Annotated in this window: 2 protein-coding genes; both read right to left on the bottom strand. The window is 53.4% G+C overall.

Features of this window, described 5'->3' with window-relative positions:
- Positions 1-296: 296 nt before the first annotated feature.
- Positions 297-1,112 carry a 3-methyl-2-oxobutanoate hydroxymethyltransferase gene (gene panB, locus WBQ70_RS12770; protein ID WP_423914874.1) on the bottom strand — a complete coding sequence of 272 codons (816 nt, stop codon included), beginning with the start codon at positions 1,110-1,112 and terminating at the stop codon, positions 297-299.
- A 32-nt stretch (positions 1,113-1,144) separates the two neighbouring features.
- Positions 1,145-1,973, bottom strand: an 829-nt coding sequence (locus tag WBQ70_RS12775) for a hydroxymethylglutaryl-CoA lyase (protein WP_423914877.1), incomplete at its 5' end; no start/stop codon positions are given.

Genomic DNA, 1,973 nt, shown 5'->3' on the forward strand with positions numbered 1-1,973 from the left:
ACACTAGTGTCGCCCCCTTTTAAATAATTTTTTAGTAAAAAAAGCGCAAACAAGTATTCCGCAGTCCCCGTCACAACTTCCTCAACTGCCGCTCCGAAATCTTAATCCCTTTGTGGTTCGAATAGCGCTCCTTCGTTGGACTGTGGAATCCAGAACTGCACCACCGCCGGCCGCTTTGCCTGCTGTATTTTCTTAAAGAGTTCTGCCGGAGAAACCGGAGTGATGGTACTTTGTGCAGATGCCACATACCCAATCAGAAGAGCCGTAAAAAGGAGAATGGGAAATTGCATCTCCTCTTAGTATTGCTCCTCTGCATTGGGGAAATCGCGGCTTTTCACATCCTTAATATAGCTTTCCACGCCGCCTTTTATTTCTTCGTACAGGTTTAGATAACGCCGCAAAAAGCGGGGCGAAAAATCTTTGGTGATGCCCAGTAGGTCATGCATCACCAGCACCTGCCCGTCTACCCCCCCGCCGGCGCCAATGCCAATAATGGGAATGCTCAGCAGCCCGCTTACCTGTGTGCCCAGTGCCGCCGGTATTTTTTCCAGTACAATAGAAAAGCAGCCGGCCGCTTCCAGCAGCTTTGCGTTTTCAATTAGTATATCCGCTTCGGCTTCTTCTTTGGCCCGAACGGTATAGGTGCCAAACTGGTAAATGCTTTGGGGGGTTAGTCCCAGGTGGCCCATCACCGGCACGCCGGCGCCCACAATGCGACGAATGCTTTCTACTACCTCGGCACCGCCTTCCAGCTTAATGGCATGTGCCCCCGATTCCTTCATAATGCGGATAGCCGATACCAGGGCTTCGCGGCTGTTGCCCTGGTAAGACCCAAAAGGCAGGTCCACTACAATCAGGCAACGCGAAGCTGCCCGCACTACACTCTGGGCATGGTAAATCATCTGGTCGAGGGTAATGGGCAGCGTGGTTTCGTGGCCGGCCATTACATTAGAGGCCGAGTCGCCCACCAGGAGCACGTCAATACCGGCATCGTCCAGAATGCTGGCCATTGAAAAGTCATAGGCCGTAAGCATTGAAATGGGCACCCCCTCGCGCTTCATGGCCTGCAGGGTATGGGTGGTAACGCGCTTTATTTTGGAGTGCACCGACATATAAAAAGGAGAGAAGAAAAAAGAAGAGAAAACTACATAAAAATGCGGCGGGCCTGCTGCTGTGCATTTTGGAAAGCAGTGGTATCAATACCGGTATCAATACCCCTGCCTGCCGCCCAGGCTACAATCTGCTCGGTAGCCAGGTTGCCTACCAGCTCATCGTTGGCCATGGGGCAGCCGCCTATGCCCCCAATAGCCCCTTCAAAACGACGGCAGCCGCCTGCCCAGGCCGCATCCATTTTAGCGGCAGCTGCCTCTTTTGTGCTGTGCAGGTGCGCCGAAAAAGTAACTTCAGGATAGCGGGGAATCAGTTCTTCAAAAAGGGCTTGTATTGCCGGCGGAAGGGCCAGGCCAACAGTATCGGCCAGGGCAATGGTGCGGATGCCCAGCGCAACCAGCTGTGCGGTGAAGTGGGCCGCAATGGCCGGACTGTAATCATCGCCATAGGGATTGCCAAAGCCCATAGAGAGGTACACCACCGCCTCTTTGTTGGCTGCTGCACACTGCTCCTGCAGGTACTGTACCGTCTCCATTGCTTCGGCAATACTTTTGCCGGTATTGCGCTGCTGAAAAGTCTCGGAAAGAGAAAGGGGGAAGCCTAAATAATGCACTTTTGCTACCGCAATGGCAGCGTCGATGCCCCGGTTGTTGGCTACAATCACCAAGAGCTTTGTGTTGTTTTCTCCTGCATCCGGATTGCCGGCAGAGTCAATTTGTTCCAGCACCGCTGTCGTATCGGCCATCTGGGGAATGGCCTTCGGCGATACAAAAGACCCACAGTCGAGAATGGGAAAGCGCACCTTTAAAAGGGCATTTAAGTAGGCTACTTTATCTGCCGTGGCAATGGGGTGGGTCCAGCCC

This window comes from Flavobacterium sp., from assembly GCF_049590715.1.
Classification (GTDB): domain Bacteria; phylum Bacteroidota; class Bacteroidia; order Flavobacteriales; family Flavobacteriaceae; genus Flavobacterium.

Excerpts from the sequence above, each read along its gene's own strand:
- panB (WP_423914874.1), bottom strand. The coding sequence starts at position 1,112 with ATGTCGGTGCACTCCAAAATAAAGCGCGTTACCACCCATACCCTGCAG.